Source organism: Asanoa siamensis, from assembly GCF_016862555.1.
Taxonomy (GTDB): domain Bacteria; phylum Actinomycetota; class Actinomycetes; order Mycobacteriales; family Micromonosporaceae; genus Asanoa; species Asanoa siamensis.
The window spans coordinates 124,808-146,357 of record NZ_BONE01000002.1 but is presented as its reverse complement, the minus strand read 5'-3'; the positions used below and the strand labels follow the sequence as shown (position 1 = coordinate 146,357).

18 protein-coding genes, 18 tRNA genes and 2 pseudogenes are annotated in these 21,550 nt (G+C 72.1%); 5 read left to right on the top strand and 33 right to left on the bottom strand.

What is annotated here, in order from left to right; translation table 11 throughout:
• Positions 1-44: 44 nt before the first annotated feature.
• From Asi02nite_RS02235 to Asi02nite_RS02195, 9 genes are all read right to left on the bottom strand, one after another.
• Entirely contained in the window at positions 45-416 is a 372-nt protein-coding gene (locus tag Asi02nite_RS02235) for a glyoxalase superfamily protein (protein WP_203710402.1), read from the bottom strand.
• A 159-nt stretch (positions 417-575) separates the two neighbouring features.
• Complete coding sequence (locus tag Asi02nite_RS02230) at positions 576-782, bottom strand: hypothetical protein (RefSeq protein ID WP_203710401.1); 207 nt, start codon at positions 780-782, stop codon at positions 576-578.
• 52 nt (positions 783-834) lie between these two features.
• Positions 835-2,205 (bottom strand): dipeptidase, encoded by a 1,371-nt coding sequence (locus Asi02nite_RS02225; protein ID WP_203710400.1) that lies wholly within the window; start codon positions 2,203-2,205, stop codon positions 835-837.
• Between the two features lie 35 nt (positions 2,206-2,240).
• Positions 2,241-3,356 carry a M48 family metallopeptidase gene (locus Asi02nite_RS02220; RefSeq protein ID WP_203710399.1) on the bottom strand — a complete coding sequence of 372 codons (1,116 nt, stop codon included), beginning with the start codon at positions 3,354-3,356 and terminating at the stop codon, positions 2,241-2,243.
• Positions 3,357-3,587: 231 nt separating this feature from the next.
• Complete coding sequence (locus tag Asi02nite_RS02215; RefSeq protein ID WP_239126411.1) at positions 3,588-4,169, bottom strand: uridine kinase family protein; 582 nt, start codon at positions 4,167-4,169, stop codon at positions 3,588-3,590.
• A 5-nt stretch (positions 4,170-4,174) separates the two neighbouring features.
• Positions 4,175-5,707 (bottom strand): cobyric acid synthase, encoded by a 1,533-nt coding sequence (locus tag Asi02nite_RS02210; protein ID WP_203710397.1) that lies wholly within the window; start codon positions 5,705-5,707, stop codon positions 4,175-4,177.
• Positions 5,704-6,663: a cobalamin biosynthesis protein gene (locus Asi02nite_RS02205; RefSeq protein ID WP_203710493.1), complete on the bottom strand. Its 960-nt coding sequence runs from the start codon at positions 6,661-6,663 to the stop codon at positions 5,704-5,706. The genes Asi02nite_RS02210 and Asi02nite_RS02205 overlap by 4 nt, the downstream gene beginning before the upstream one ends.
• 42 nt (positions 6,664-6,705) lie before the next feature.
• The gene (solA, locus tag Asi02nite_RS02200) at positions 6,706-7,896 is read right to left on the bottom strand and encodes an N-methyl-L-tryptophan oxidase (RefSeq protein ID WP_203710396.1); all 1,191 of its coding nucleotides are present in this window, start codon (positions 7,894-7,896) and stop codon (positions 6,706-6,708) included.
• Between the two features lie 465 nt (positions 7,897-8,361).
• The gene (locus Asi02nite_RS02195; RefSeq protein ID WP_203710395.1) at positions 8,362-9,690 is read right to left on the bottom strand and encodes an NAD(P)/FAD-dependent oxidoreductase; all 1,329 of its coding nucleotides are present in this window, start codon (positions 9,688-9,690) and stop codon (positions 8,362-8,364) included.
• 53 nt (positions 9,691-9,743) lie between these two features.
• On the opposite strand from Asi02nite_RS02195, the gene Asi02nite_RS02190 reads away from it, so the two are divergent.
• Positions 9,744-10,406 (top strand): TetR/AcrR family transcriptional regulator, encoded by a 663-nt coding sequence (locus Asi02nite_RS02190; RefSeq protein WP_203710394.1) that lies wholly within the window; start codon positions 9,744-9,746, stop codon positions 10,404-10,406.
• On the opposite strand, the pseudogene ssb reads toward Asi02nite_RS02190, so the two are convergent.
• A pseudogene (gene ssb / locus Asi02nite_RS02185) lies at positions 10,313-10,870 on the bottom strand (single-stranded DNA-binding protein); the annotation flags it as partial. The gene Asi02nite_RS02190 and the pseudogene ssb overlap by 94 nt on opposite strands.
• A gap of 168 nt (positions 10,871-11,038) precedes the next feature.
• Between ssb and Asi02nite_RS02180 the strand changes: the two are divergent.
• Positions 11,039-12,088: an alpha/beta hydrolase gene (locus Asi02nite_RS02180; protein WP_203710491.1), complete on the top strand. Its 1,050-nt coding sequence runs from the start codon at positions 11,039-11,041 to the stop codon at positions 12,086-12,088.
• Between the two features lie 241 nt (positions 12,089-12,329).
• On the opposite strand, the pseudogene Asi02nite_RS42655 reads toward Asi02nite_RS02180, so the two are convergent.
• Positions 12,330-12,698: pseudogene (locus Asi02nite_RS42655) on the bottom strand (DUF1444 domain-containing protein); the annotation flags it as partial.
• Positions 12,699-12,790: 92 nt separating this feature from the next.
• Here Asi02nite_RS42655 and Asi02nite_RS02175 point away from each other — a divergent pair.
• A tRNA-Arg gene (locus Asi02nite_RS02175) sits at positions 12,791-12,866 on the top strand.
• 64 nt (positions 12,867-12,930) lie between these two features.
• Here Asi02nite_RS02175 and Asi02nite_RS02170 read toward each other — a convergent pair.
• From Asi02nite_RS02170 to Asi02nite_RS02075, 20 genes are all read right to left on the bottom strand, one after another.
• Positions 12,931-13,001: transfer RNA gene (locus Asi02nite_RS02170), tRNA-OTHER, on the bottom strand.
• A 114-nt stretch (positions 13,002-13,115) separates the two neighbouring features.
• Positions 13,116-13,187, bottom strand: a tRNA-Arg gene (locus tag Asi02nite_RS02165).
• A 16-nt stretch (positions 13,188-13,203) separates the two neighbouring features.
• A tRNA-His gene (locus Asi02nite_RS02160) sits at positions 13,204-13,280 on the bottom strand.
• Between the two features lie 2 nt (positions 13,281-13,282).
• A tRNA-Val gene (locus tag Asi02nite_RS02155) sits at positions 13,283-13,354 on the bottom strand.
• 5 nt (positions 13,355-13,359) lie between these two features.
• Positions 13,360-13,431, bottom strand: a tRNA-Asn gene (locus tag Asi02nite_RS02150).
• 1 nt (position 13,432) lies between these two features.
• Positions 13,433-13,511: transfer RNA gene (locus Asi02nite_RS02145), tRNA-Met, on the bottom strand.
• 2 nt (positions 13,512-13,513) lie between these two features.
• Positions 13,514-13,587: transfer RNA gene (locus tag Asi02nite_RS02140), tRNA-Lys, on the bottom strand.
• Between the two features lies 1 nt (position 13,588).
• Positions 13,589-13,665, bottom strand: a tRNA-Pro gene (locus Asi02nite_RS02135).
• 5 nt (positions 13,666-13,670) lie between these two features.
• Positions 13,671-13,742, bottom strand: a tRNA-Arg gene (locus tag Asi02nite_RS02130).
• A gap of 172 nt (positions 13,743-13,914) precedes the next feature.
• Positions 13,915-13,987: transfer RNA gene (locus Asi02nite_RS02125), tRNA-Thr, on the bottom strand.
• 19 nt (positions 13,988-14,006) lie between these two features.
• A tRNA-Gln gene (locus tag Asi02nite_RS02120) sits at positions 14,007-14,078 on the bottom strand.
• A gap of 38 nt (positions 14,079-14,116) precedes the next feature.
• Positions 14,117-14,557 (bottom strand): HNH endonuclease, encoded by a 441-nt coding sequence (locus tag Asi02nite_RS02115; protein WP_239126410.1) that lies wholly within the window; start codon positions 14,555-14,557, stop codon positions 14,117-14,119.
• A gap of 33 nt (positions 14,558-14,590) precedes the next feature.
• Positions 14,591-14,666 (bottom strand) — tRNA-Gly (locus Asi02nite_RS02110).
• A gap of 24 nt (positions 14,667-14,690) precedes the next feature.
• Positions 14,691-14,764 (bottom strand) — tRNA-Leu (locus Asi02nite_RS02105).
• A 6-nt stretch (positions 14,765-14,770) separates the two neighbouring features.
• Positions 14,771-14,843 (bottom strand) — tRNA-Gly (locus tag Asi02nite_RS02100).
• A gap of 13 nt (positions 14,844-14,856) precedes the next feature.
• Positions 14,857-14,929 (bottom strand) — tRNA-Glu (locus tag Asi02nite_RS02095).
• Positions 14,930-14,941: 12 nt separating this feature from the next.
• A tRNA-Pro gene (locus Asi02nite_RS02090) sits at positions 14,942-15,014 on the bottom strand.
• 97 nt (positions 15,015-15,111) lie between these two features.
• Positions 15,112-15,184: transfer RNA gene (locus Asi02nite_RS02085), tRNA-Trp, on the bottom strand.
• A 267-nt stretch (positions 15,185-15,451) separates the two neighbouring features.
• Positions 15,452-17,809, bottom strand: a complete 2,358-nt coding sequence (locus tag Asi02nite_RS02080; protein ID WP_203710393.1) for an FtsX-like permease family protein — start codon at positions 17,807-17,809, stop codon at positions 15,452-15,454.
• Between the two features lie 70 nt (positions 17,810-17,879).
• Entirely contained in the window at positions 17,880-18,563 is a 684-nt protein-coding gene (locus Asi02nite_RS02075; RefSeq protein ID WP_203710392.1) for an ABC transporter ATP-binding protein, read from the bottom strand.
• A 176-nt stretch (positions 18,564-18,739) separates the two neighbouring features.
• On the opposite strand from Asi02nite_RS02075, the gene Asi02nite_RS02070 reads away from it, so the two are divergent.
• Together Asi02nite_RS02070 and Asi02nite_RS02065 are read left to right on the top strand one after the other, a co-directional pair.
• Positions 18,740-19,525 (top strand): sensor histidine kinase, encoded by a 786-nt coding sequence (locus Asi02nite_RS02070; RefSeq protein WP_203710489.1) that lies wholly within the window; start codon positions 18,740-18,742, stop codon positions 19,523-19,525.
• A complete protein-coding gene (locus tag Asi02nite_RS02065; protein ID WP_203710391.1) occupies positions 19,522-20,178 on the top strand; it encodes a response regulator in 657 nt (218 codons plus the stop codon). The genes Asi02nite_RS02070 and Asi02nite_RS02065 overlap by 4 nt, the downstream gene beginning before the upstream one ends.
• On the opposite strand, the gene Asi02nite_RS02060 is transcribed toward Asi02nite_RS02065, so the two are convergent.
• Entirely contained in the window at positions 20,145-20,831 is a 687-nt protein-coding gene (locus tag Asi02nite_RS02060; RefSeq protein ID WP_203710390.1) for a nucleotidyltransferase domain-containing protein, read from the bottom strand. The genes Asi02nite_RS02065 and Asi02nite_RS02060 overlap by 34 nt on opposite strands.
• Before the next feature lie 73 nt (positions 20,832-20,904).
• A complete protein-coding gene (locus Asi02nite_RS02055) occupies positions 20,905-21,177 on the bottom strand; it encodes a hypothetical protein (protein ID WP_203710389.1) in 273 nt (90 codons plus the stop codon).
• Positions 21,178-21,550: the final 373 nt, after the last annotated feature.

Here is a 21,550-nt window from a genome sequence, read left to right as displayed (position 1 = left end):
GCTGTCCGCGGCGGCCAGGGCCGCCGCGGCGCGGGCGTCGAGCGTCAGGAGCGCGGTGGCAGCTGCTGAAGCGACCAGGTGTTGCCGTCGGGATCGGCGAAGTAGACGAACGAGCCCCACTGCTGCACGTCGACCGGGCTGGCGTCGACGCCCTTGCTGATCAGTTCCTCGCGGGCCTTCGCGGCGTCCGCCACCACCACCTGGACGCCCTTCTGGGAACCGGGCGCCATCTCCGTGATGCCGGTGCCCAGGACGATGGAGCAGGCCGATCCGGGCGGTGTGAGCTGGACGAAGCGCAGCTCGGGAGTGACCTGATGGTCGTGGTCGGCGTTGAAGCCGCACTGATCGACGTAGAACGACTTGGCCCGGTCGACATCGGTGACCGGGATTGCGACGAGCTCGATCTTCCAGTCCATGTAGCGACGCTATCGGCCCGGTATGACACTTTGTGGCCCCGCAGGCCCCGCGCCGGTGGTTGTCCCACCTCCGCGACCTTCGCCCGAAGGGTCGGAGCGGCCGCGAGCCCGGCCCGCCCGGGAAGCCGGCCACACGGTCGGCCTCCCGGGACGCGGTGCTCAGGCGGCGACCGGCTCCTCGATGCGTAGGCCGCGAGCGCGCACGCCGTCGGCGACCTTCGAGAGCAGGGCGTCGAGGGCGCACAGGTTCACCGACAGCTCGCCGAGCTGTTCGCGGAGGGCCTCCTCCGACCACGCGGAGACGTCAACGTCCCCCAGTGCACTGACCGCGGCACCAAGCCGCGTGATGGCCTCGTTCGTACTCATGTTCGACAGCCTAGGGCAACCCACCGACATTTTCCGCCCGGAGATCGAAGGGTCACCCAACCGTGCCACGTGCGACCGCGGCCACGTTGGCGAACAGCAGCGCCTCGGCCAGGCAGGCCCGCTGGAACTCCGCCAGGTGCAGGCTCTCGTTGGGGCCGTGCGCCTTGGAGTTCGGGTCCTCGACGCCGGTGACCAGGATCGTGGCCGCCGGGAACATCTCCTGGAACGTCGCGATGAACGGGATCGACCCACCGACGCCCATGTCGACGGGCTCGACGCCGTCCCAGGCCGCACGGAAGGACGCCCGCCCGGCGGCGAACATCGGACCGCTCGTGTCGATCACGCAGGGCGCGCCGTCGGATTCCAGCACCACCGAGGCCTGGGCACCCCACGGGACGTGCTTCTCCACGTGGTCGACGATCGCCGCGTACGCCTGCTTCGGGTCCTCGCCTGGCGCCAACCGGACGCTGACCTTCGCCTTCGCCGTCGGGATCAGCGCGTTAGGCGCGCCGGCGGTGGGCGGCGCGTCGATGCCGAGGATCGAGACGGTCGGCTGGTGCCAGATCCGGTCGGTCAGACGGCCGGTGCCGATGAACTCGACGCCTTCGAGCAGTCCGGCCTCTTCGCGCAGGCGGTCCTCGGGGTAGTCGACGACCGCGGTGGCGGTGCGGACCAGCCCGTCGATGGCCACGTCGCCGGCGGCGTCGTGGAAGGTCGCGATCAGCCGCGACAGCACGGTCAGGGCATCCGGCACGGCTCCGCCGAACATGCCGCTGTGTACGGCCGCCTCGAGCACCCGTACCTCGACGAAGCAGTTGACCAGGCCACGCAGCGAGGTGGTGACCGCCGGGACGCCCACGTCCCAGTTGCCCGAGTCCGCGATCACGATGACGTCGGAGCGCAACCGCTCCTGGTAGCGGGAGAGCAGCCCGCCCAGCGACTCCGAGCCGAACTCCTCCTCGCCCTCGACGAAGACCACGACACCGACCGGTAACGCGTCACCGAACGCCCGCAGGGCCGCGACGTGGGCCATCACGCCGGCCTTGTCGTCAGCGGCGCCGCGGCCGTAGAGCCGACCGTCGCGCTCCACGGGCTCGAACGGCTCGGACTTCCAGAGCGAGAGGTCGCCGACGGGCTGGACGTCGTGGTGCGCGTACAGCAGGACGGTCGGCGCGCCCTCGGGCGCCGGCTTGTGCCCGATGACGGCGGGCTGGCCGCCGTCGCGCACGATCTCGACCTCGAGGCCGCAACCGCGCAGGAGCTCGGCCACCGCCTCCGCGGAACGCTCGACGTGGCTGAAGTCGAAGCCGTCGAAGGCGATGCCCGGGATGCGGATCAACCGTTCGAGGTCGGCACGGACGCCGGGCATCTCGCGCTCGATCGCAGCACGCAGCTCGGACTCGGAGAGGATGGGAGCGGTCATCCCGTGATCGTATGACCAGCCCGTCGACCCTCTGGTCAGCCCCCGGCGGGCGGGGCGTCGTCGCGGCGCTCGTTGCGCCCGCGAGCGGCCCGGGAGGCCGCGTCGGCGGCGTTGCCCACCCAGCTGCGCGCCCTGGCCGCGCCGCCGCCCGCCCATTCGCCGACGTCACTGGCGCCGTCACCTAGTCGGCGTAGCAGCCCGACCAGCGGGTCCTGGGAGCGGCCGAACGCCTCACGGTAGGAGTCGGCGGCCGCCTTGATGTCTTCGCCGACCCGGGCACCGTCGTCGCCGTCGCGGCGCGGGTAGTCGCCGCCGACGATCCGCGCGTAGTCACCGGAGTCGATCCAGTGTCGTAGGTCAGCCGCGCGGGCGACCGGGACGGGGTGGCTGCTCCACGCGGTCATGCGGATCTTGTGAAAGCTGTCGCGGAGGTCGCCGCCGCCGTCGTATTCGGCGGCCTGCTCCAGGAACGCCGCCGTGTCTATCTGGCTGAGGTCGCCGCCGCCGGCGAGCTTCATCAGCAGCCGCAGCGACGCCGCGGGATCCTGGTTGGCGAGAAGGCCGGCGCGGTCGGCGGACAGCTCCGCCTTGCGCCACCACTCCAGCATCGCGGCGATGATCGCCCGGAGCGCGATGGCGCCGACGGGTAGCCAGCTCAGGTTGGCCGCCCAACGGGTGAGGATCATCAGCATCGTCTTGTAGACCGCGTGCCCGCTGCGCAGGTGGCCGATCTCGTGGCCGAGCAGCGTGCGTAGCTCCTCGTCGTCGAGCTGCTGGACCGACGCCGAGTCGAGCACGATGAACGGCCGGTCGAGCCCGATCGCCTGACCACCCAGCACCGGCGACTGGCGCACGAACAGCTCTGGTAGCTCCGGAAGGTCGAGCGCCTGCGCGGCCTCGGCGTAGAGCCCGTAGACACGCGGATATTGCCGGTGGTCGACCCGGATCGACGAGGCCAGGAACGTCAGCCGGAAGCCGCGCTCGTTCCACATGCCGAAGAACGCCTTGAGCACGTCGTCGAACCCGCGGAGCTCGCGCAACGCGGTGAGCGCGCCCCGGTCGGCCGGATGCTCCCAGGCGCGCGAGCTGATGCCGGTCAGGACGACCCGCCGCCGCGCGGGAACCGTCGCGTCCTGCTCGTCACCGCTCATCGTGGGCTCCCCCGGATCGCCGCTGTGTCATCGCCCAGCGTGCACCACGCCACGGCGCCCGTCTATGCCTGTGGATAACCACTGACCGGTCGGACCACCCGTTTCTCGCCGACCAGATCGGCGGTACGCGAATGGCACGTTCCCGTCCCGAATCGCGGTGAACCTTCGGCGTCCGCCCCGGTACTCATCCACATGACCAGTCGCCATCACGAGCAGCCGAGCGATCCGCGTTCAGTGGCCGACGACCACCGGCTCACCGGACCAGACGCCGGAGACCACGAGGTCGGCCCGCTCCGCGGTGTGGTCGGCCGCGAAGTGCCGGTTCTCCCGGCGCCGCCACCGCAGCAGCTCCGGTCGGGTGGCCGCGCCGTCACGCGCCAGCGACCGCGCCAGCCGCAACCGCGGCGGTGCGACCACCAGGACCGTGAAGGCGAGCTCCGCGCCCGCCCGCGCCGCACCGAACCCTTCGAGCACCACCACCGGCGCGGGCGGCACCTCGACCCACGGCCCGGCGAACGCGGCGCGCCCCCAGTCGTAGTGCCGATGCCTACCGGCCCGCCCCGCGCGCAACGGCGCGAGCACGAGCTCTTCGAGCCGGCCCCAATAGGTGAACTGGTCGTCCCACCCGTCGAGGAAGTCATCGGTGTGCACGACCGGCACCGGAACCCCGCCGACCGCCGCCACGGAGCCGGCCAGCCGTTCCGCGAAGACGGTCTTGCCCGCTCCGCTCGCCCCGTCCACGCCGACCAGCCGGGTCGACCCGAGCCGCGGTCGGCGGCGCAGGATCCGCCGCGACAGCCCGTCGAACGTCACGGGCCTCACGGCGCGCCGGGCGGCACGAACGGCAGGCCCGCCGGCGGCCCGGCCTCCACCAGCCGCCACAGCGCGTCGGTGTCCAGGTGCTCCTCGACGAGGTCGCCGAGCAGATCGAGAGTGCGTTCGCGAACGTCAGCGAACACCGTGCCGGGCGCGGGCGTGAAGCCCGACCGGCCGGCCAGCCGCGCGCTCTCGACCAGGAACCAGCGCCGGAACTCGTCGGACTCGAACGCGCCGTGCCAGTGCGTCCCGAACACCGCCCCGTCCCGCGCGCCTTCCGGTCGACCGTCGGCGTACGTCATGAGCGGGACCGCCGGCGCACCGGCGGAGACGTAGCCGTGATGGATCTCGTAGCCACGCACCGGCACGCCGCCCTCGGCCGTGCCCGCCGCGAGCGTCACGGTCTTGCGCTGCTCGAACGTGATCTCGGTGGGCAGCAGCCCGAGCCCGGCGACCGTGCCGCGCCCGCTCTCGACGTCGTCGTGGATCGCCCGCGCGAGCATCTGATAGCCGCCGCAGATGCCCAGCACAGGCCGGCCCGCCGCGGCGCGACGCGCGACCACGCCGGCGAGCCCGGTCTCCCGCAGCCACCGCAGATCGTCCACCGTGGACTTGCTGCCCGGCAGCACGACGAGGTCGGCCGCGGCCACGTCGGCGGGTTCGATGGTCAGTCGCACCCGTACGCCCGGCTCGGTCGCCAGCGCTTCGGCGTCGGTCGCGTTGGAGATGCGCGGCAGCCGCACCACGGCCACGTCGAGCCACTCCGCGCCGTGCGGTGCCGCGGGCCGGCCGAGGGTGGTGCCGTAGGCGAGCGAGTCCTCGGCGTCCAGCCAGAGATCGAGATGCCAGGGAAGCACGCCGTACGTGGGCCGGCCGGTGACCCGCTCCAGCATGTCGATGCCGGGCTGGAGCAGTCCTCTGTCGCCGCGGAACTTGTTGACCACGAAGCCGGCGACGAGATCCTGGTCGGCCTTGTCGAGCAGGGCGACCGTGCCGAACAGGGCCGCGAACACCCCGCCCCGGTCGATGTCGCCGACCACCACGGTCGGGAGCCGCCCGTGGCGGGCCAGCCCGAGGTTGACGAAGTCGGTGTCCCGCAGGTTGATCTCCGCAGGGCTGCCCGCCCCTTCGCAGACGACCACGTCGTACTCGGAGCGCAGTTGGTCGAAGGTCTCGAACACGGTCGCAGCCAGCCGGGTCTTGAGCGACCGGAAGTTGCCCGCGTCGACCCGGTCGACCGCCTCGCCGAGCACGACGACCTGGCTGGAGTGGTCGCTGCCAGGTTTGAGCAGCACCGGGTTGAACCGGACGTCGGCCGGCAGACCGCAGGCGGCGGCCTGCATCGCCTGCGCGCGCCCGATCTCGCCGCCACGACCGTCCGGTCCGACCACCACGGCCGAGTTGTTGGACATGTTCTGCGCTTTGAACGGCGCCACGCGTACGCCGCGGCGGTGCAGCCAACGGCAGATCCCGGCCGTGACCACGCTCTTCCCTGCGTCGGAGGTGGTGCCCGCGACCAGTAGTCCGCCGCTCATCGCTTCGCCCGACGACGAGGCCGCGCCAGGGCCGTCGCCGCCGCCAACACCGCGGACGCGACGCCGACGGTGCCGGACAGCCGCGCAGCCCGCGCGATGTGACGGAAATCGGGGCGGGGGCCGTCGCCGAGGTACGGGCGGGTCTCGGTGCGTCCGAAGTAGATGTTGCGTCCGCCGAGCCGCACGCCGAGCGCTCCGGCCATCGCCGACTCGCACTGGCCGGCGTTCGGGCTCGGGTGGTCGTTGCGGTCCCGCCGCCAGACCCGCAGGGCCTCCGCCCGCCGGCCACGCACCTGGGGCGCGGCCGCCACGGTCAGCAGCGCGGTCAGCCGGGCCGGCGCGAGGTTGAGCAGGTCGTCGAGGCGGGCGGCGGGCGTACCGAACCGGGCGTACCGGGCCGACCGGTGCCCGACCATCGCGTCCAGCGTGTTCGCCGCGCGGTAGGCCAGCAGCCCCGGCACGCCGGCCACGGCGCCCCAGGTCAGCGGCGCGACCACCGCGTCGGAGGTGTTCTCCGCGACCGACTCGACGGTGGCCCGGGCCAACTCCGCCTCGTCGAGTTGCTCCGGGTCACGCCCGCACAGGTGGTTGAGCCGGCGCCGGGCGGCCGGCAGGTCGCCACCGCGGAGGTGGCGGGACATCGCCGCTCCCTCGGCGCGCAACGTGCGCCCGCCGAGGACGGTCCAGGCGGCGGCCGCGGTCACCACGAACCGGGCCACCGGACGCCGGCGGGTCGCCAGCGCGGCGGCGATGCCGAGCGCCGCGGGCGTGCCGACGGCGATCAGGGTGTACGCGGCCCCGGCGCGCCGGTCGTCACGGTAGAGACGGCGTTCGAGAGCCTGCGCGAGCGTGCCGAACCCGGCGACGGGGTGGAACCGCCGCGGGTCACCGAGCCACGCGTCCAGGCCGTACCCGGCCATCAACCCGGCGGCGTCCGCCACCTTCACCCGGTCCATCGCCAGCCAACCCACGTGATCACCCTAGGCGGGGCGGGTCCGCTAGGGTCCGGTGGCCTTCGCGGTGAAGCGGCCCGGCGCGAACTGATCGATGGTGTGCAGCGTGTGGCCGGTCTGGGCCAGGTCGGCGAGGATCTCACCGACCACCGGCGCGAACTTGAAGCCGTGGCCGGAGAACCCTGCCGCCACCGCGACGTTCGGCGCCTCGGGATGTTGGCCCAGGATGAAGTCGCCGTCGGGGGTCATCGTGTAGAGGCACGGCTTGGCCTCGAGGTATTTCGCACCGGCCAGCGCCGGCAACCGCCGCGACAGCCAGGCGAGCATCGCGGCCGTGTCGTCGGGCGTCGCGGACGGCGCACCGAGCTCGGCGTCAGCGGGACGCTCACCGCTGTGGAACGCGGCTTTGACCACCGCGCCGACGCCCGGCTCCAACCCCTGCAGGTCGTCGGGCGGCGCGAACGCGGGTACGCCGTACCCGACGAGCCCGTCGCTCGGCTCCCAGATCCAGACCGGGCAACGCCCGATGGCGAAATCGTCGTCCGGCAGCCAGTAGTGCTGGAGCCGGCCTTCCAGCGTGACCGGGACACCGGGCATCCGCAGCAGGTCGGCGGCCCACGGGCCGGGACAGACGACGAGCCGGTCGGCGCTGATCGTCTCCCCGTCGACGCGCACCGTGACACCGTCGTCGGTGGCGTCCCAGCCCGCGACGGTCGCTCCGTAGCGCAGCTCGGCCCCGGCACGCTCCGCCAGCCGCAGGTGCTCGCGGATCGCCGCCTCGGGCCGGATGATGCCCGCCGCCCGCTCGTAGACACCGACCTCGTCGTCCTCGGGCGCGAAGGCCGGGAACCGCTCGCGGATCGTCTTGGCATCGAGCAGCTCGTGGTCCAGGAAGTGCGCCTGCGCTGACGCGAGCGCGCCCGACACCTGCGCGGAGTCGGCCCGCCCCAGCATCAGGCCGCCGGTCTGGGTCACGAGCTCGACGCCGGCGACGTCGCCGAGCTGGCGCCACAGCTCCGACGCCCGCTGCACCAGCGGCACGTAGACGCGGCCTTCGGCGTACGCCTGCCGGATGATCCGGGTGCCGCCGGCGTGCTCCCCGCGGCCGTGCGGCGGCCTGAACCGGTCGAGTCCCACCACCCGGACACCGCGGCTCGCCAGGTGGTAGGCGGCGGCCGCACCCATCGTGCCGAGCCCTACGACCACGACCTCGGGCCGGCTACCGGTCAGCTCCATTCCGGCAGCCTAGACGCAACCGGAAGCGACGAAGCGGACAGGGAATGCGTAACCCACCCGGACGTGCCGCTCCATTCCGCGCCGCGCCGTCAGTAAAGCTTCCGGTCGTCGCAGCGTTCGACGATCAACCGGCTCTGCGGACGCGACGCCGTTGAGCATGGCACCTGATCACCATTCCGGGCCCGCGGCTTGATCAAGCCGCCCGGAACGCCGCCGTCATATCAAGCCGCCCGGAACGCCGCCGTCATCCAGACACAGCCGGCACGTCTAGCGGCTCCGGGCCCGTCTTGGCACGGCGCCGACCCCCGTTTCGAGCCCGCGGCGTTGGTCAAGGCAGCCGAGACGCCACCGCCATCAGCCAGACGCCGCCGACACGTCCGGCGGCTCCCCGGCCCGTCTTGGCACGGCGCCGACCCCAGTTCGAACCCGCGGCGTTGAATCAAAGCAGCCGAGACGCCACCGCCATCAGCCAGACGCCGCCGACACGTCCCGCGCCTCCGGGCCCGCCTTGGCACGGCACCCAAACGCCGCACCGACCCCCGCAGGAGAGCCGACGCGGCGCAGCCGGCGCACCGCCCCACCCCCGATCCGACCGAGCACGTTCCCCGCCCGGAGGTACTCGTCGTAACGAACGGCACCCGCCAGCACCCCGAGAAACTGCGACGTCTCCACCGGATCATCGGCGATCGCGCCAAGCAGCAGGCGCTGCCCCGTCGAGATCCGCAACCCCGCCAGGTCCCTGGTCATCGCGAACACCGGCCAGGCGGCGGCATCCCGCTCCCGCTGGTAACCGGCCAGCGCCTCATCCAGCCGACCGCCGGCATCCATGCCCCGCGCCACCGCGGCCGCGAGCGACTCCGCGTCGCGGAACGCGTTGCTGATCCCCTGGCCCGCCACCGGATCCATGACGATCCCGGCGTCGCCCACGAGCGCCCACCCCGGTCCGTGCGCCGCGCGGAACAGGTTGGGCACGTCGGGCGCCAACCGGTACGGCTCGGCCCGCACCCCGGACCGGACCCGCTCGCCCAGGTCGCCGCACCGGTCGAGCGCGGCCAGGTAGCCGGCCGCCGGATCCGCCCGGAACCGATCGAACTCGGCCAGCGGCGCGAACACCGCGACCATCACGAGCCCGTCGTTGGTCGGGAACGCCGGAACGGTCAGCCCGGGCCGGACATAGATCGAGCCGACCGGCAGGTCGACACCGGACCAGTAGGTGTAGCAGGCGAACGTCGCGGGCGGCCGGACGTGGTAGGCGCCGGCACCGACCGCCTCGGCGATCGTCGAGCGCTTGCCGTCGGCACCGATCACGAGCCGAGCGGTCGCGGTGATCGGCACGGTTGAGGGGCCCCTCCCCCTCCCCTCCCCGCGGTTTCGGCCTTGGATGCCTGTCACCCGGCCTTCGGCGTCGCGGGTCAGTTCGTCGACCGCGAAGCCCTCGCGGACCTCGGCGCCCGCCGCCCGCGCGCCGTCCACGAGCGTCGCGTCGAGCAGCGTGCGGCGCGGACCGTACAGCGCGTCGACCCCGTCGACCGCCGGATAGCGCCCGTCGAGCACCGCCGCGCCGACGTCGAGCCGGACCCGGGGCACCGCCGGCGTGACGGCCGCGATCCGGTCGAGCACGCCCCATCGGCCCAGCCTGGCGATGCCCGGCACCTGCACCTGGTGGGTCGAGAGGGTGTCGCTCGGGAAACGCGCCCGGTCGACCGCCAGGACCCGCAGGCCGGCCCGGGCCAACAGCATCGCGGTCGCCGCGCCGGCCGCTCTGGTGCCGACGACGATCACGTCATGATCCATGTGGTCACCTCCATACGGAACCGTATGGAGAGACCATACGGTAACGTATGGTCGTGCGTAAACCCCGTCTCGGACCCGACGACTGGACAGCCGCGGCATTGACCGCTATCGGCGAGCAAGGCCTCACCGGCGTGGCGGTCGAACCGCTCTCCACCCGGCTCGGCACCACCAAGGGCAGCTTCTACTGGCACTTCGCCAACCGGGACGCCCTGCTCGAGGCCGCGCTGAGCAGCTGGGACGAGACCTACACCGACGCGATCCTGCGCACCGTCGACGCCGAACCCGGACCCGTCGCGCGCCTGCGCGCCCTGTTCGTCGCCGTCACCGCGTCGGAGCGCGCGCCGGTCGAGGTGCACCTGCACGCCGCGGCCGACCACCCGGCGGTGGCGCCGGCGATGCGCCGGGCCGTGGCCCGGCGAACCGCCTACATCGCCGCGCAGCTCACCGCGCTCGGCTTCGACCAGGCCGAGGCCGACCGCCGCGCGCTGTTCGCCTACGCCACCTACCTCGGGCACATCCAGCTCGTCGTGCGGATCCCGGAGGCCGTGCCCACGGGCGCCGCCCTCGAGGCCTACCTCGACACCGTCCTGGCCGCCGTGCTGGGCACCCAGGATCAGACCGGCACGGGCGCCTCCTCCTCCGCCGCGGCAGCCGGCCGCGCGTCGGACAGCTCGGCGAACTCCGCGTCGTCGAACAGGTCGTCGCTGTCGCCGTAGCTGGCCGGCGCCTCGCCCGAGTCGACCGGCTCGGTCGACTCGCCCCGCGCCCGCAGCGCCGCCTCGTCGTCGTCGACCTCGCTGGTCGCACCGGCAGCCCGGGTGCGCACGAAGCGCGCCTTGCCCCGGGACAGGTCGTGGCCGACGGCCACCGCCTCCACCTCGTACGACGTGCGGTTGTTGCCCTCGCCGTCGACCCAGTCGCGCGTGTAGAGCCGGCCCACGACGACCACCGGGTCGCCCGTCATCACCGACGACGCGACCCCTTCGGCCAGTCGTCGCCAGCAGGTCACCCTGACCCGCAGGCTGTTTCCGTCGACCCAGCGCCCGCTGTCGCGGTCGAAGCGCCGGGCCGTCGAGGCGACCCGGAAGCTGGCCACGAGCGTGCTGGTGTTGGTCGTGCGGCGCCACTCCGGCGCCGTCAGAAGGTTGCCGACCAAGGTCACGTAAGTGTCAAACATCATCAATCTCCGAATGGTGGACGAAACAACGGGACGAGTCGACTCGGAGACCAGCCTGGCCCGAACGGGGGCGGGGACGATGACGGCTGTGGATAACGGAAGGGCTGTGGAAAACCGAACGATCAAGGTCGGATGTGCTAGGCGCGCGGTAGCGTCTGGATCGTGGCAGACGTGGAGATGGACGTCCTCGGCAAACCGTACGAGCGCCGCGTCATCGACCTCGGGCACGACGACGAGGGACCGCTGGTCGCGACGCTGGTCAGCCGCCGGGCCGAGCGCCCGACCGGCCGTGCGGTGCTCTACGTGCACGGCTTCGTCGACTACTTCTTCCAGACCCACCTCGCCGACTTCTACGTCGACCGCGGCTGGGACTTCCACGCCCTCGACCTGCGCCGGTACGGCCGCAGCCTGCTGCCGCACCAGACGCCGAACTTCACCACCGACCTCACCGAGTACTTCACCGAGCTCGACATCGCCGCCGAGCTCATCGGCGCCGACACGCTGCTCGTCAACGGCCACTCGACCGGCGGCCTGGTCGCGTCCCTGTGGGCGCATGCCCGACGTGACCGGAAAATGATCGATGGTCTTTTCTTGAACAGTCCGTTCTTCGAGTTCAACATGCCCTGGCTGATGCGCGGCCCGGTGCTCGCCGGCGTCGCCCGGATGGGCCGCCGCAGCCCGCGCCGGGTCGTCCCCCGCGGCCTGGAGAGCCTGTACGGGCAGAGCCTGCACATCACGCACCGCGGCGAGTGGGACTACAACCTGGCGTGGAAGCCGATCGAGGCCTTCCCGATCTTCGCGGGCTGGATCCGCGCGATCCGCAGCGCGCACCGGCAGCTCTGGGCCGGCCTCGACATCCCCGCCCCGGTGCTGGTCGCCTGCTCGACGCGGACCTTCCGCGGGGCGAAATGGCACGAAAGCATCAACATGGCCGATGCCGTCCTCGACGTCGACCACATCGTCCGCTACGCCCCCCGCCTGGGCCAGCACGTGACGCTGGTGCGCATCGACGGCGGCCTGCACGACCTCACGCTCTCCGGGCCACAGCCCCGGGAGCGCCTGTTCACTGAGGTGGGGCGCTGGATCGACGCGTACGTGACTCCCACTGACGGGGGCCCCGCGGTGGCGGAGGTTGTCGATAGTCAGGCTCCGGATAGTCAGGCTCCGGGCGCTGGCGCGGCGGCTGCCACCGACGTTGCGGAGGCTCCGGCGCCGAACTGACCGGCCGCGGCCCGCCCCCGGACCAACCAGGGCCAGCGGGGCCGGCGCGGCCCCAGCCAGGCTCCGGCGGCCGCGGTCCGGGCCGCTCCGGGCGCCCACCGAGCAGCGGCTGCCAGTCACCCTGCCGCCAGACCAGCAGATCCCGGCTGAGCGGGTGCCGGTCGCCGGCCATGAACACGCGTTCGACCGCCCGCCGGGCCTTGGACAGCCCGGGCGGCGACTCGCTGCCAGTGATAATCACGACATCCCGCGCGGGCACCCCGACGACAAGCTCCCCGGGTACGCGCGGCGCCAGCTCGTCCCAGAACGCCTCCGCCAGCAGCACGCTGGACTCGAGCCCCTCGAACGACAGCATCAGCGCAGGTGGGCGGCCGTGGATCTGGGCCCGCCGCAGGTTGTCGTAGAGGTGGTCGATCGCCACGCGGCGCAGTGTGCGACGGTTGATGGCCAACCGCTCGAGATCCGACCAGCTGACCAATCTTTCCCCGAACGGAGGACCGAACGAGTACGCGATCGCGATACGGTCCGTGAACTCGTCGAGCACGTGCCCCTCGTCGACCGTCCGATCGGCGGTCGACACCAGGAGAGGCATAAAGCGGGTGCTCGTCACCTGCACGCGTGGAAACCTAATATGTGCAGGCGAGATCGTCACGCCCTGGCTGTCCGTCAATTTCACCGACACAGGGCGCGACGCCCCGCCCGGCGCTCGTAGCTCAGTGGATAGAGCAGGGGTCTTCTAAGCCCAGGGTCGCAGGTTCGAATCCTGCCGAGCGCACCACCACGGCCCGACCGGCCCACGGCCGGGTCCGGGCCTCCCCCACGGTGGATGGCATGTCGAGGCCTGGCGGGGAGTCGAACCCCAGCCCCTTTTGGGGGATCCGGTTTTGCAGACCGACCGCCGCACCGGCGACGCGGCCAGACCAGGGGCCCCCGAGACGGGGGCTCGTCGCAGGCCCCGGTGTCGAACCGGGCGGACCGCCGTTATGAGCAGCGGCTGGGCAGCCAACGCCCGCCTGCGCGGTGCCCGTACCCCCGACTGGATTCGAACCAGTGACCTCGGCCTTCGGAGGGCCGCGCTCTTCCGCTGAGCTACGAGGGTGCGCCGAGCGCGCTTATGGGGTGACCGCGGGGACTCGAACCCACCGCCCTCCGGATCCACAATCCGGCGTGCACACCCGTACACCACGATCACCGTGCCCGCGCCTGGGCTCGAACCAGGGACCCCTGCTGTGTGAAAGCAGTGCTCTTCCACTGAGCTACGCGGGCGTACGCTCTCCCGGCTGGATTCGAACCAGCATCCTTGCGATCAACAGTCGCCTGCTCCGCCGTTGAGCTACGGGAGAATGGAAGCGGGAGCGGGATTCGAACCCGCGATCTCAGGCTTATGAGGCCTGCGAGGACGACCGAGCTCCTCTATCCCGCACGTGCGCCGTGAGGGATTCGAACCCCCGACACGTGGCTTAAGAGGCCAGTGCTCTACCAGACTGAGCTAACGGCGCGTGGTCGGGCTGGCCGGATTTGAACCGGCGACCCCCGCGTCCCGAACGCGGTGCGCTGCCAAGCTGCGCTACAGCCCGATGGGTGCCCTCGGGAGGAATCGAACCTCCACCACCGGCTTCGTAGACCGGTGCTCTGTCCGTTGAGCTACAAGGGCTTGCGCGGTGACGGCGGGATTCGAACCCCCAACCTCCCGGTCCTGAACCGGACGCCTCTGCCAGTTGGGCCAGGCGGGCAGATTCCAACGTGGAGTGACGCGGTATCGAACCGCGCACGCGAAGCTTGCAAGGCAACGCTGTGCACCTGCACCCACCCCGATAAATCGCCAGAGCCGACGGGCGGACTCGAACCGCCTACCTGCGCGTTACGAAGGCGCCGCTCTACCTGGTGAGCTACGTCGGCGCGGCCAAGGAGCGAATCGCTGGGAGCGGAGGATTCGAACCTCCACGAGCTGCTTCAGAGGCAACCATGCTGCCGGTTACATCAGCTCCCATTGGGGGCGGCCGGCGGCAGGGAGCCCGCCGGCCGCGGTCAGCGCCGGGCGAGCGACGCCCACGACGGGGTCGTCGGCTCGTGCCGCGGGACCATGCCGGCCTCGGCCGGGGTGCGGTCACCCTTGCGCTGGTTGCAGCCGTCGCAGGCCGCAATCGTGTTGGTCCAGGTGTTGCGGCCGCCGCGGGAGCGCGGCAGGACGTGGTCGACCGTGCTGGCGTGGCCGCCGCAGTAACCGCAGCACCGGCCGTCACGGATCAACACCCCGGACCGCGACCATCCGGGTACGGCGGTGTAGCGCCACTTCGTGACCACGTACTTCACGAGCCGCACGACGGTCGGCACCGGGTAGACGCCGATCAGCCCGTCGGGCCGCGACTCGTGCACCTCGGCGACCTGCCGCACGAGCATCCGCACGGCGTGCCGCAGACTGACCCGGTGGAGCGGGCCGAGGTCGGCGTTGATGACCAGGACGTCCACCGGATCCTCCTTCCATATGTCGAAACGGTGGTCTGGAGCGGATGACCGGATTCGAACCGGCGACCTGCACCCTGGCAAGGTGCCGCGCTACCAACTGCGCCACATCCGCGTGCGAGCTTTCGAAGAAACAGCGTGCCGAGGGCGGGACTCGAACCCGCGACATCCCGGATTTGAGCCGGGCACCTCTGCCGATTGGGTCACCTCGGCGACACGAGCGGTCGGCGGGCACCGACCCCGCTTCTTCGGTTTGGAAGACCGACGTGTCCGCCGAGTTCACCACGACCGCATGGCATATCGCGTAGGCCGTGCCGGGATCGAACCGGCGATCTCCTGAGTGAGGGTCAGGTGAGCGTTCCGCTGCTCCGACGGCCCATTCAAACAACGTCGGGAACCGGGGAGTCGAACCCCGCACTTCCTGCTCCCAAGGCAGGCCCGGTCACCGAGCCGGTCGTTCCCGATGCCCGAGGCCGCGTGACGACGCGGCCCCGGGCGAAAATGCCATCCACTGTGGAGTTCTCAAAGCACGACCCCCGCCCGGAAAAGGGCAGGAAAAGCAGGGGCGACAGGACTCGAACCTGCAACCACCGGATTTGGAGGCCGGTGCGCTACCAGTTGCGCCACGCCCCTATGGGTAAAAGAAAACGCCGCCCATCCTGTGCGGGTGGGCGGCGTCAGCGCTGCTGTGAAAGCAACAGCTATGTCAGCCACCGTTCCGCGTGCTTCGGCTCATCGCCGACAGGAGTCCGCCCGGGATTCGGCAGGGCGGCACAACCGCATGGCATGAGCCACTGCGCTCGCGAATCCGTCTGCCGCAACATCTCCGGGTCTCCTTGCTCGTCGTCGTCTGTATCAAAGGTAGGCCGCATTCCCGCCTCGGGCAACGGAATTAAAAGATCATTCATTGTGGAGCACCGACGCGATCGTGAGGCGGGCCGCGCCGCGGGCCGGGACCAGCGCCCCGAGCAGCGCGATCACGACGCCGGCCAGGGCGAGCAACACCAGCGTCGGTAGCTGCCACACCGAGAGCACCGCGGCCGGCAGCGCCACCTGGCTGGCCCCGGCGGTCGCCGGCATGATGACGCGGTGGGCGAGCATCCCGAGCGGGATGCCGAGCACCCCGCCGGCCACGCCGACGACGAGTGTCGACGCCAGCACCATCGTGACGACCTGGCGTGGCGTCATGCCGATCGACTTGAGCGTGCCGAGGTCCCGCCGCCGTTCCCGGACGTTGAGCATGACCGTGTTGAAGACGCCCAGCGCCGCGACGGCCGACAGCAGCAGCGCCAGCGTCGAGGAGAACCCGACCAGCGTCAGCAGCATGTCGCTGACCTGCGCGGTGTCCCACGCGTCGAGCCCGGGGTCGGCCGCCTGGACGGCCCGCACGTAGGCCGCGACGTCACCGCCGTCCACGAGTTGGACCTGGTAGCGGACCTCGTGCGGCGGCACCACCCGACCCGGGTCGAGACCGTCGAGCACCGCCCAGTCGGCGAGGATGCCGGGTGGCCCGTTCGGCCCGTCCATCAGCGTGCCGACCACGGTCAGGTCCCGTTGGGCGCCGCCGAGCCGCAGGGTGATCCGGTCGCCAAGGGCCAGCCCACGTTCCCGCATCAACTCCGACGGCACGACCGTCTCCCCCGGCCCCGCCATCCACCGGCCCGCGGTCAACTCGTCCGCCAGGCCCATCGTCGCGTAGTCGCCGCGCATGAAGTTGACGTCCAGCGCCTCGGTCTGCCCGACCGCGGTCACCGGCAGGCGGTAGAGGGCCGCCACCCGGGCCGCGGACGGCAGGCCGCGCAGCAGGTCCGAGACCTCGGCGTCGGTACGGCTGGTGGTGACCGGCGGGCCGGCGGGCGGGGGCACACCGTCGGGCGTGAGCCGGATCAGCCCGTTGGACGGCTGCACCGCGACCTGCCCGTCGGACCGTTCCTCGATCGCGGACACCCGTACCAGCGTGTCCGTCAGCCCGGTCGCGAACGTCACCGTGGTCACGCCGAGCAGCACGGCCACGACGGTGAAGGCGGTCCGGCCGGGCCGGGCGAACGGCAGACCCAACCCCAACGACACGGCACGGGGTACGCGCAGGCCGGCGAGCCGGTGCTGCACGCGGGTCGCGCGGCCGAGCCGGGGTGCGCTGCCGGCGCTGATCGCCTCGGCCGCCGACAGGCGGTGCGCCCGGAGCGCGGGCACGAGCGCGGCGAGTACGACGGTGGCGGGCACCCCGACCAGGCCGGCCAGCAGGCTCCACACGTCGACGCCGACGCCCGGGTCGAGCCCCATCCCCTGGAACCCGTCGCGCAGCAGCGGTTGCGCCGCGAACGAGCCCGCGGCGGTGCCGAGGAGGCAGCCCACGGCCGCCGGCACCGACACCATCAGCAGGTAGACGGCGACGACCTGGCGCGGCGTGAAGCCGAGCGCCTTGAGGATGCCGATGTGCCGGTAGCCGGAGACGACCGCGCCGCTGACGACGTTGCCGACGATCACGATCCCGACCACGAGGCCGAGTACGCCGAACGAGCCGAGGAACGGCACGTACACCGCGACGTCGGCGGCGATCCGGTCGCGGACCACCTGGTACGGCTGCGCGGCCTCCAGCGCACCGGTGGGCAGCCCGGCCGTGGCGTCGGCCAGCCGCGCCTCGACGGCCGTCGTGGTCGACACGTCACCGGTGAACCGGTAGAGCATCTGCACCGCGTCCGGCCCCAACGCGGTGACCTGCGCCGGCGTCATCCAGGCGTCCGCGGAGCCGGAAAGGGCATGGGCCCGACCGACGATGGTGTACGCCGTGCCGTCCAGCGTGATCGTGCCGGGGTCCTGGAAGAGCTCGTGCACGGGCTCGTTGAGCACGATCTCCCCCGGCGCGGCGGGCCAGCGTCCCTGCCACAGGTCGAGCCGGTCCACCGGCCCGCCGGGGTCGGCCCGGCCGACGACGGTGACCGGGCCCCGTGGCCCCGGCCCGACCCGCTCGGCCGGTTGCAGCGTCACCGCGGAGAAAGGCCCCGCCGCCGCGGCCACACCCGGCGAAGCCAGGCCGGCCCACTGGTCCGGCGACACGACCGCCGGGTCGAACACCGCGATCGCGTGCGGCCCGGCCTGTCGGGCGAAGGACCGCTCGAACGGCGCGGACGTGGCCGCCAGCAACGCCAACGCGACCACGATCGTCGTGGTCGACAACAGCACGACCAACCCGATCACGAACGTCTGCACCCGCCGGCGCCGCACCCCCGCCCGCGCCGCCCGCCACACCGCGCTCATGCCGCCGCCTCCCTTCGGTCGGCGGAGCAGGAGCGCCCGCGACTGAGCCGGCCGCGCTCGCTTCGCTCGCTCATGCCCGTTCCAATGCGCGTTCGCCGGCCACGCGGCCGTCGGCGAGGGACACGACGCGGCTCGCGCACCGGGTGGCGAGGCGTTCGTCGTGGGTGACGATGACCAGCGTCTGGCCGATCTGGTTGAGGTCCAGCAGCAGGTCCATCACCTGTTCGCCGGCGCGGCTGTCCAGCGCCCCGGTCGGCTCGTCGGCGAGCAGCAGCCCCGGCCGGTTCATCAGCGCCCGGGCCACCGCGACCCGCTGCCGCTCGCCGCCGCTGAGCGCGGCCGGGTAGACGTTGCGGCGGTCGGCGATGCCGAGCTCGTCGAGCAGTTCCAGCGCCCGCTGCCGGGCGGTGTCGACGCGGCTGCCGGTGAGCTGGGCGGCCAGCGCCACGTTGTCGAGTGCCGGCAGGTCGTCGAGCAGGTTGAAGAACTGGAAGATCATGCCGATCCGGTGGCGGCGGAACAGCGCCAGCTTCGTCTCGTTGAGGCGGCCGAGGTCCTCGTCGTGCACGTGTACCGAGCCGGACGTCGGCCGGTCCAGGCCCGCGATCATGTTGAGCAGCGTGGACTTGCCGCACCCGGAGGGCCCCATCACCGCCACGGCCTCGCCGGACCGGACCTCCAGCGAGACTCCGGCCAGCGCGGTCGTGTCGCCGTACTCTTTGCGGACGTTGTCGAGCCGCACGACTGTGGTCATGCGAGCAAGCTAGCCACCGCCGGCGCACGACGGCGTCGGCCGCGGGATGCAACCCGGTGCCCCGGTCATCCCCGGGATGTAGGGGGCTGGACCTCGCGGGTGACGCGCACCGGCGCCGGGTCTGCGATCGTAGGAGCGTGGGTTGGCTGGTCGCTGCCGTCGCGACAACCGTCGCGGTGGGCCTGGGGATCGCCTGGCTGCGCGCCCGCGGCCGGCACCGCGAGGCGCTGCACGAGCGGGGCTGGCTGCTCGAGCGCGAGCGGGAGACCGCCGCCCGCACCGCCGTCGAGGAGGAGCGCGCCCGGATCGCCCGCGAGCTGCACGACATCGTCAGCCACAACGTGAGCCTGATGATCGTGCAGGCGACCGCGGCCCGCGAGGTGCTCACGACGCTCCCCGACGACGCCGCGAAGGCGCTGTCCGCTGTGGAGGCCGCTGGCCGGCACACGATGACGGAGCTCCGGCACCTGCTCGGCCTGCTGGCCCCGGCCGCGGACGGCACCGGCACCGGCACCGGCACCGGCGATGGCGGCTGCGAGGGGGACGACGCGGACGCCCCGCAACCGAGCCTGCGCCGGCTCAGCCCGCTCGTCGACCGGATCGCGTTCGCCGGCCTGCCGGTGGAGGTGCGGATCGCGGGCGACCCACGGCCGCTGCCGCCGGGCGTCGACGTCACCGCGTACCGGATCGTCCAGGAGGCCCTGACCAACGCGCTCAAGCACGGCGCGGGCGGCAAGGCCGAGGTCACCGTCCGGTACGCGGACCGGTCGCTGCGCGTCGAGGTGCTCACCACCGGCCCGAGCGTGCTGACCGGCGGGCCGCCGCCGAAGACCGAGGGCACCGGCCGAGGTCTGGTCGGCCTGCGGCAGCGGGTCGCGGTCTACGGCGGCGACCTGGACGCGCGGCGCAGGCTCGGCGGCGGCTACCGGGTGCGGGCCCGGATCCCGGTGGACCACCCATGACCGGCCGGCCGAGGGTGCTGATCGCGGACGACCAGGAGCTGATCCGCACCGGCTTCCGGCTGATCCTGACGGCGCGCGGCATCGACGTGGTCGGCGAGGCCGGCGACGGCGCCGAGGCGGTGGCGGCGACCCGGCGGCTGCGGCCGGACGTGGTGCTGATGGACATCCGGATGCCGACGATGAACGGCCTGGACGCGACCCGCCACATCGTGGACAGCGGTGAGACCTGCCGCGTGCTCATGCTGACCACGTTCGACCTCGACCGGTACGTCTACGCCGCGCTGTCGATCGGGGCGAGCGGCTTCCTGCTCAAGGACGTGACGGCCGACCATCTCGCGGCCGCGGTGCGCCTGGTCGACACCGGTGACGCGCTGCTCGCGCCGTCGATCACCAGACGGCTGGTGCAGCGGTACGCGCGGCGGGAGGCGCCGGCCGTGCACCAGGACCTGACGGCGCTGACCCCGCGCGAGCACGAGGTGTTGACGCTGCTCGGGCGCGGCCTGTCCAACACCGAGCTCGCCGCGGCGCTGACGCTCAGCGAGGCCACGGTGAAGACGCACGTCGCCCGGATCTTCGCCAAGCTGGGGCTGCGCGACCGCGCGCAGGCGGTGGTGCTGGCCTACGAGACGGGGCTGGTCACGCCCGGCTCGTAGAAGGCGTGCCGGACGCGGCGCAGCCAGGCCTCGACCGGTGGCACGTCCGGCGACTCGGGCAACGGCGTGACGGTGGCGGCGAACGCGGCCTCGTGCTCGGCCAGCATCGACCGGGCGACGTCGAGGTCGCCCGCCGCGACCCGCTCGCCGAAGTCGCGGAAGGCGCGCGGATCGTCGAGCTCGACCCGGACCTCGCCGGTGCGGTAGGTGTGCAGCCCCTGGTGGCACAGGCGCATCAGGTGCCGGGCGTGCTTGGCAACGCGGGGGTCGTAGTCGCCGGTGCGGTTGGCCAGCAGGCGGAACTGTTTGGTCGCGTAGCCGAGGTAGGCCTCGCGGACGCGCCGGGCGGAGAGGAAGGCGTGGCGCAGGGCGATCAGCTCGTCGCCCAGCGGCGCGCGCGTCTCGTAGAGGCGGTCCGGCAGCCAGAGCAGCTCGGTGACGGTCGGGTTGCCGGCCAGCGCCAGCCGGCAGAACTTGGCCGCCTCGTGCAGCGTCACGTCGGGCTCGTGGCTCACCGTGCTCTCGGCGGGCCGCTCGAGGCCGTGCAGCTCGGCCGTCGGCACCGCGAAGACGCCCAGCCGGTCGACGTCGGAGTGCGGGCCCGCCAGGCCGTAGGCGGTGGACCCGATGACACCCATGAGCAGGACGGACACTGAGAAAATCTTCCCCGTTGAGGCAACCTTCGCGCGCCCCGGCGCATCTAATCCATTGTGGACGAAGGTGTGGTCAGTGCGGGGCGCCGAGCGGCGCGGCGTCGAGGAGCGGGTCCTCGTCCTTGCGCGCGGCCAGCGAGTGGGTCGTCACGGTGTCGACGCTGGTGCCGCGCCCCTGGGCCGGCCGGTAGCGGACGGTCGCCGCGTGCGGCGAGGAGTGCAGCACGATCCCGGGTCGCCAACTGCCCAATGTGTGCACCCAGACCCAGCTGCCCGGCTGGAAGCCGGCGTTCGGGACAGTCGCGGGTTCCGTGCGGAGGTAGGGATCGAGCAGCGGCGCGGCCATGTGGATCATCTCCGTCGCGGTTCTGTGCTTGGGGGGCTCGCGGGAGGGGTTGTGTGGATGAGCATCGCAGCCAGCTGATCGGCGTGCAAGATTTCACGGCGATCTTTGGCATCCTGAGGTCATCCATCGGCGCGAGTTTCAGTTACGCTATGTACGCCACGGTTTCATGGTGAAAGAAGCAAGCCGCAGGCCGTACGCCCAATATCGGTCTCTACCAGGAGCAAGTGCTGCCATGGAAGCTCGAAATAGGCACACGGTGCCGATCTTCGACTACCGAGAGCAACTTTTGGATTCTGGCCGGGCGGGTGTCCGATGTGTTCGGTTCGCCGGAAACCATGGCTGGCGCCAGTTTCCACGTCACATGACCAGAAGG

Excerpts from the sequence above, each read along its gene's own strand:
- Asi02nite_RS02195 (WP_203710395.1), bottom strand. The coding sequence starts at position 9,690 with ATGGATCATGACGTGATCGTCGTCGGCACCAGAGCGGCCGGCGCGGCG.
- Asi02nite_RS02225 (WP_203710400.1), bottom strand. The coding sequence starts at position 2,205 with ATGACCGCTCCCATCCTCTCCGAGTCCGAGCTGCGTGCTGCGATCGAG.
- Asi02nite_RS02220 (WP_203710399.1), bottom strand. The coding sequence starts at position 3,356 with ATGAGCGGTGACGAGCAGGACGCGACGGTTCCCGCGCGGCGGCGGGTC.
- Asi02nite_RS02080 (WP_203710393.1), bottom strand. The coding sequence starts at position 17,809 with ATGAGCGCGGTGTGGCGGGCGGCGCGGGCGGGGGTGCGGCGCCGGCGG.
- Asi02nite_RS02230 (WP_203710401.1), bottom strand. The coding sequence starts at position 782 with ATGAGTACGAACGAGGCCATCACGCGGCTTGGTGCCGCGGTCAGTGCA.
- Asi02nite_RS02065 (WP_203710391.1), top strand. The coding sequence starts at position 19,522 with ATGACCGGCCGGCCGAGGGTGCTGATCGCGGACGACCAGGAGCTGATC.
- Asi02nite_RS02235 (WP_203710402.1), bottom strand. The coding sequence starts at position 416 with ATGGACTGGAAGATCGAGCTCGTCGCAATCCCGGTCACCGATGTCGAC.
- Asi02nite_RS02075 (WP_203710392.1), bottom strand. The coding sequence starts at position 18,563 with ATGACCACAGTCGTGCGGCTCGACAACGTCCGCAAAGAGTACGGCGAC.
- Asi02nite_RS02210 (WP_203710397.1), bottom strand. The coding sequence starts at position 5,707 with ATGAGCGGCGGACTACTGGTCGCGGGCACCACCTCCGACGCAGGGAAG.
- Asi02nite_RS02205 (WP_203710493.1), bottom strand. The coding sequence starts at position 6,663 with ATGGACCGGGTGAAGGTGGCGGACGCCGCCGGGTTGATGGCCGGGTAC.
- Asi02nite_RS02055 (WP_203710389.1), bottom strand. The coding sequence starts at position 21,177 with ATGGCCGCGCCGCTGCTCGATCCCTACCTCCGCACGGAACCCGCGACT.
- solA (WP_203710396.1), bottom strand. The coding sequence starts at position 7,896 with ATGGAGCTGACCGGTAGCCGGCCCGAGGTCGTGGTCGTAGGGCTCGGC.